Source organism: Modestobacter excelsi (assembly GCF_005930495.1).
In the GTDB taxonomy this organism is placed as follows: domain Bacteria; phylum Actinomycetota; class Actinomycetes; order Mycobacteriales; family Geodermatophilaceae; genus Modestobacter; species Modestobacter excelsi.
Genome location: NZ_SJEX01000138.1, coordinates 1 through 5867 on the forward strand (window position 1 = coordinate 1; position 5867 = coordinate 5867).

Annotated in this window: 6 protein-coding genes and 1 pseudogene; 5 read left to right on the forward strand and 2 right to left on the reverse strand. The window is 74.4% G+C overall.

Annotated elements, in window-relative coordinates; translation table 11 throughout:
• The 4 genes from FHL80_RS24650 to FHL80_RS24665 form a co-directional block, all read left to right on the forward strand.
• Positions 1–512, forward strand: a 512-nt coding sequence (locus tag FHL80_RS24650) for an acyl-CoA dehydrogenase family protein (RefSeq protein ID WP_281283569.1), incomplete at its 5' end; no start/stop codon positions are given.
• Positions 509–1489 (forward strand): acyl-CoA dehydrogenase family protein, encoded by a 981-nt coding sequence (locus FHL80_RS24655; RefSeq protein ID WP_138735966.1) that lies wholly within the window; start codon positions 509–511, stop codon positions 1487–1489. The genes FHL80_RS24650 and FHL80_RS24655, both read left to right, overlap by 4 nt.
• Positions 1486–2355 carry an enoyl-CoA hydratase-related protein gene (locus FHL80_RS24660; RefSeq protein WP_138735967.1) on the forward strand — a complete coding sequence of 290 codons (870 nt, stop codon included), beginning with the start codon at positions 1486–1488 and terminating at the stop codon, positions 2353–2355. Before FHL80_RS24655 ends, FHL80_RS24660 begins: the two co-directional genes overlap by 4 nt.
• A gap of 176 nt (positions 2356–2531) precedes the next feature.
• Complete coding sequence (locus FHL80_RS24665) at positions 2532–3671, forward strand: glycerophosphodiester phosphodiesterase (RefSeq protein WP_138735968.1); 1140 nt, start codon at positions 2532–2534, stop codon at positions 3669–3671.
• Between the two features lie 36 nt (positions 3672–3707).
• Here FHL80_RS24665 and FHL80_RS24670 read toward each other — a convergent pair whose 3' ends face one another.
• Entirely contained in the window at positions 3708–4235 is a 528-nt protein-coding gene (locus FHL80_RS24670) for a MarR family winged helix-turn-helix transcriptional regulator (protein WP_246078936.1), read from the reverse strand.
• Positions 4236–4325: 90 nt separating this feature from the next.
• Between FHL80_RS24670 and FHL80_RS24675 the strand changes: the two genes are divergently transcribed.
• Positions 4326–4883: a YceI family protein gene (locus FHL80_RS24675; protein ID WP_138735969.1), complete on the forward strand. Its 558-nt coding sequence runs from the start codon at positions 4326–4328 to the stop codon at positions 4881–4883.
• Positions 4884–5090: 207 nt separating this feature from the next.
• On the opposite strand, the pseudogene FHL80_RS27155 reads toward FHL80_RS24675, so the two are convergent.
• Positions 5091–5831, reverse strand: a pseudogene (locus tag FHL80_RS27155) (EAL domain-containing protein); the annotation flags it as partial.
• Positions 5832–5867: the final 36 nt, after the last annotated feature.

Genomic DNA, 5867 nt, shown 5'->3' on the forward strand with positions numbered 1-5867 from the left:
GGCGGGTGGCGCTGACCACGCTGCTCAACGAGCGGGTCGCCGTCGGCGGCGGCGGCAACGACCTGGGGCTGTCGATCGAGTCCCTCGCCGCGCTGGCCGCTGAACGGGTGCCGCAGCTGAGCGCCGAGCGGCAGGTGCTGGCCCGGCAGGCGCTCGGTCGGGCCGCGGTCGCCGCGCTGGCCAACCGGTACACCGGCTACCGGCGCTACACCGCGATCAGCAAGGGCGGCCTGCCCGGCCCGGAGGCCAGCGCCGGCAAGCTGGCCGGCACCGCGGCCGCCAAGCTCGTCGCCGACGCCGGGGTGCGGCTGCTCGGCGACGACGCCGTCTACAGCCGCGGACCCGACGGTGACGACGGCCGCTGGCAGCGCAACCAGGCGTGGCTGCCCGGCATCGCCATCGCCGGCGGCACCAACGAGGTGCTGCGCAACATCATCGGCGAGCGGGTGCTCGGGCTCCCGCCGGAGCCCCGCGAGGACAAGACCGCGCCGTTCAACGGAGGCCGCAGGTGAACTTCGAGCTGGACGACGACCAGCGCGCCGCCACCGCCGGCGCCCGGGACTTCTTCACCGGCTCCGCGTCGGCGGCCGACGCCCGGCGGGCGCTGGACGGCGGACCGGTGGCCCCGGGCCGCAAGGCGCTGACCGGCATCGGCTTCCTGGGCATCACCGTGCCCGAGTCCGCCGGCGGTGCGGGGAGCAGCGTGCTCGACCTCGCGGTGGTCGCCGAGCAGGCCGGCGCGGTGCTCGCCGGGCCGTCGCTGGTGACCGCCGCCCGCGCCGCCGTGCTGCTCGCCGACCACCCGGACCTGCTCGCGGCGCTGGCGGACGGCTCCACCGGCTTCGCGGTGCTCGACGGGGCGGCACCCTCGATCGACGCTGCCGCGGTCGACACCTTCCTGGCCCTGGAGGACGGTGCGCTGGTGCTCGGGTCCGGCGAGGTCACCGCCGGCACGCCGATGGACGCCACCCGCGGGCTGGCCTCGGTCCGGCTCACCTCGCGCAGGGTGCTGGCCGACGGCGCTCAGGCGCTCTGGGCCCGGGCGCGGGACGTCGCCCTGGTCGTCCTCGCCGCCGAGGACCTCGGCGCAGCCGGTCGGGCGGTGCAGCTGGGCGTGGAGTACGCGAAGGTCCGCACGGCGTTCGGCCGGCAGATCGGCTCCTACCAGGCGGTCAAGCACGCCCTGGTCGACGCCTGGGTCGGGGTCGAGCAGCTGCGCTCGCTGGTCTGGTGGGCGGCGTGGGCCGCCGATTCTGCACCCGACGAGCTTCCGCTGGCCGCCGCGTCGGCGAAGGCGTTCGCCGCCGAGACGCTGGAGCGGGCAGCCGAGACCTGCATCCAGGTGCACGGCGGGATCGGCTTCACCTGGGAGCACGACGCGCACCTGTACTGGCGGCGGGCGAAGGTCGACCGGTTCCTGCTCGGCGACGAGGCCGGGCACCTCGACACCGTGGCGGGGCTCGTGCTCGCCGGGGCGCTGAGCCGGTGAGCTGGACCCAGGTCCGCTACGAGGTCGCCGACGGGATCGCCACGCTGACCCTGGACCGACCCGACCGGCTCAACGCCTTCACCGCGGAGATGGCCGGGGAGCTCGGCGAGGTCTGCGGAGTGGTGGACGCCGACGACGCCGTCCGCGTGCTGGTGGTGACCGGCGCCGGCCGGGCGTTCTGCGCCGGGGCGGACCTGGCCGGCGGGTCGACCTTCGACCCGGACCGGCCGGGCCGGCCGGTGCCGGCCGAGACGATCGGCGGGGTGCCGCGGGACTGGGGCGGCGTCGCCTCGCTGCCCTTCGCCGCGCTGCGCAAGCCGGTGATCGCCGCGGTGAACGGCCCGGCGGTGGGCATCGGCGCGACCCTCACGCTGCCGATGGACATCCGGATCGCCGCGGAGTCGGCCCGCTTCGGGTTCGTGTTCACCCGGCGCGGGATCGTCCAGGAGGCGGCGTCGAGCTGGTTCCTGCCGCGGGTGGTGGGGGTCAGCCAGGCGATGGAGTGGGTCGCCACCGGGCGGGTCTTCGACGCGGCGGAGGCGCTCTGCGGGCGGCTGGTGTCCCGCGTGGTACCGGACGACGAGCTGCTGCCGAGTGCCTACGCGCTGGCGCGGGAGATCGCCGACCACACCTCCGGGCCGGCCGTCGCCGCCGCCCGGCAGCTGATGTGGTCGATGCTCGGCGCCGCGTCGCCGTGGGACGCGCACCGCGCCGAGTCCGCCGTGCTGGCCGCCCTGGGCGCAGGGGAGGACGCCGCCGAGGGGGTCCGGTCGTTCCTGGAGAAGCGACCTCCGCGGTTCCGGGCGCCGGTGACCGAGGTCCCCGGCGTCCCGCGCTGGCCGGGCAGGCCGGACGACGTGCGCTGAGCGCCCACAGCCGACACCCAGCTGTTGCTCAGCCGACTGCGCTGGGTCACCGACCCGCGAGGACGGGTGGTCGGCCACGAGGTGTTCGGCCGCCGGCCGTCGTCGGAGGCCCCTCGGGGGGTTGAGATCGGCTCGGGCCGACGGCGAGGGTCGTCGTCCGGGCCCGTGGGGGAACCGTGCACACCGTCCTCCGGCCGCGCGCGGCCGCCACCGTCCTCGTCCTGCTGCTGTCGTTGCTCGTGCCGGGGTCGCTGGCCGCGACCGCCGCCGCGTCCTCCGGGCAGGACGAGGACCGGCTGCTGGTGATCGGCCACCGGGGGGCCTCCGGCTACCGGCCCGAGCACACCCTGGCCTCCTACGCGCTCGCCGCGCGGATGGGGGCGGACTACATCGAGTGCGACGTGGTGAGCACCGCCGACGGCGAGCTGGTGTGCCGGCACGAGAACGAGATCTCCGGGACGACCGACGTCGCCGACCACCCGGAGTTCGCCGACCGGCGCACGACCAAGACCGTGGACGGCGTCGAGCTGACCGGCTGGTTCACCGAGGACTTCACGCTGGCGGAGCTGGAGACGCTGCGCGCCGTCGAGCGGCTGCCCGAGGTGCGGCAGGAGAACACCCTCTACGACGGGCTCTTCCAGATCCCCACCGTGGACGAGTACCTGGAGCTGCGGGCGCAGCTCAGCGACGAGCTCGGCCGCGAGGTCGGGGCCTACATCGAGACCAAGCACCCCACCTACTTCGCCTCGGTGGGCCTGCCGCTCGAGGGGCCGCTGCTGACCGACCTGGGCGAGGCGGGGCTGACCCACCGCGGTGACCCGGTCTTCCTGCAGTCGTTCGAGACGACGAACCTGCGGGTGCTGGACGCCGCCGGGGTGCAGCTGCCGCTGGTCCAGCTGCTCAGCGCCACCGGCGCGCCGGCCGACCTGGTCGCCGCCGGCGACCCGCGCACCTACGCCGACCTGTCCACCGCAGCCGGGCTGGCCTGGGTGGCCGGCTACGCCGACGGCGTCGGCCCGGACAAGACGCAGGTGATCCCCATCGCCCCCGACGGGACGCTGGGGCAGCCGACGTCCTTCGTCGCGGACGCCCACGCGGTCGGGCTGCTGGTGCACCCCTACACGTTCCGCAACGAGAACACCTTCCTGCCGCCGGCGCTGCAGAAGGGGGACGACCCGGCCGACTACGGCGACGCGATCACCGAGCAGCTGCGGTTCTGGGAGGCCGGCGTCGACGGGCTGTTCACCGACAACCCGGACACCGGGGTGCTCACCCGCGACCTGTTCCTGGGCGAGGACGCGGACGTCGCTGCCTGACCGGCACCGGCCCTCCGCGCCGGGGCGCGCGGAGGGTCAGCCGGGGTCGGTGAGGTGGTGCAGCAGGGTCTCGCCGATGTCGCGCAGCGCGGCGACCTGCGCCGGGCTCAGCTGGTCGAACAGGTGCGTGCGCACGCTCTCGACGTGGACCGGCGCGGCGGCCTCCAGCGCGGCGAAGCCCGCGTCGGTGAGGACGGCGAGCTGTCCGCGGCCGTCCTCGGCGCAGACCTGCCGACGCACCCAGCCGCGCTCCTCCAGCCGGGACACCGCGTGGGAGAGCCGGCTGCGGGAGGACAGGCACCGGTCGGCCAGCTCGCTCATCCGCAGCGACCGGCCCTCGGTCTCCGACAGCTGGACCAGGATCTCGTAGTAGGCGTGCGAGATGCCGGTCTCCCGGGTCAGCTCGCGGTCCAGCCGGTCCTCCAGCAGCATCCAGCTGTACATGGCGGCCCGCCAGGCGCGCTGCTCGTCGGCGTCCAGCCACCGGGTCGTCGTCCCGTGCGCTCCCGACGACGACCGCGGGGCAGCGCCACCCAGGGGTCCGGGACACGCGTCACTGCTCATGTCCGCCAGGGTACTAGCGGAATACTCAAGCCTTCAACTACGCTACGACCCAGCGAAGCAGTCAAACGCTCAACCAGATGGAGGGTCACCATGACCAGCACCACCCAGATCCCCGGCTACGTCGTCGGCACGTGGGACATCGACGCCTCCCACTCGACCGTCGGTTTCTCGGTCCGCCACATGATGGTCAGCAAGGTCCGCGGCTACTTCCGCGAGTTCTCCGGCGAGATCGTCACCGCCACCGACCCGGCGCTGTCCACCGTGCACGCCACCGTCGACATGGACTCGATCGACACCCGGCAGGAGCAGCGGGACGCGCACATCAAGTCCGCTGACTTCTTCGACGTGGGCAACCACACCGTCATGGAATTCCGCTCGACCGCCGTGCGCGCGCACGGCGAGGACTGGGTCGTCGAGGGCGACCTGACGATCAAGGGCATCACCAAGCCGGTCACCCTGACCCTGGAGCTCAACGGCTTCGGTCCGGACGCCTACGGCGGCACGCGCGCCGGCTTCTCCGGCAAGACCGAGATCTCCCGCAAGGAGTTCGGCGTGGACATCGACATGCCGATGGACGGCGGCGGCGTCGTCGTCGGCGACAAGATCTCCGTCGAGCTCGAGATCGAGGCCGTGCTCCGCGCCGCGTGAGTCTCGCTCAGTCGCAGCAGAGCCCCCGCCCGTACTGGGTGGGGGCTCCGCTGCGTCCAGGGGTCCTTCGTCAGCGCGGGGGAGCCGCTGGTGACCGGTCTGCCGCCGGCCCTCGGCGAGCAGGGCGGCGAAGCGGTCGGCCGGCAGCGGCGGGGAGAGGTGGTGCCCCTGCCCGTACTCGCAGCCCACGGCGCGCACCCGCGCCAGCTGCTCCGGAGTCTCGATGCCCTCCGCCAGGACCCGCATGTCCAGGGCGGTCCCGAGCGCGGTGACCGCGGCGAGCACCGCGTCCGGCGCGGCCGAGCGCGCGGGCAGCGGCCCGGCCACCAGGGTGCGGTCGACCTTCAGCACGTCGGCCGGCAGCGAGGCCACCGCGGACAGCGAGCTGTACCCGCTGCCGAAGTCGTCGATCGCCAGCCGCACGCCCTGCGAGCGGAGCGCCGCGAACTGCTCCGCGGCGCGGTCGGAGTCGCGGGCGAGCGCGGTCTCGGTCAGCTCCAGCACCAGCCGCCGGGGTGGGACGCCGGTGCGGGCGACCGTCCCGAGGACGTCGTCCACCAGCGTGCCGGTCGACAGGTGCACCGCGCTGATGTTGACCGCGATGACCAGGTCGAGACCCGCCTCGGCCCAGGCCGCGGCCTGGCTCAGCGTGGTCTCCAGCAGCCACCGGGTGACCGGCACGATCAGCCCGTCCTCCTCGGCGATCGGGATGAACTCCTCCGGCCCGACCAGCCCCCGCTGCGGGTGCAGCCACCGCAGCAACGCCTCGCACCCGCGGACGTCCCCGGTGGCCAGGTGCACCACCGGTTGCCAGTGCACCACCAGCTGGTCCAGTTCGGCCGCGTGGCGCAACCGGCTGGCGATCTGCCACCGGTCCTCCCGCGTCGCGCGCAGGTCGGGGGTGAAGACCAGGTGCTGGTTGCGCCCCTTGGCCTTCGCCGCGTACATCGCGGCATCGGCATCGCGGAGCAGCTCGTCGGGGCG

Excerpts from the sequence above, each read along its gene's own strand:
- FHL80_RS24670 (WP_246078936.1), bottom strand. The coding sequence starts at position 4,235 with ATGAGCAGTGACGCGTGTCCCGGACCCCTGGGTGGCGCTGCCCCGCGG.
- FHL80_RS24675 (WP_138735969.1), top strand. The coding sequence starts at position 4,326 with ATGACCAGCACCACCCAGATCCCCGGCTACGTCGTCGGCACGTGGGAC.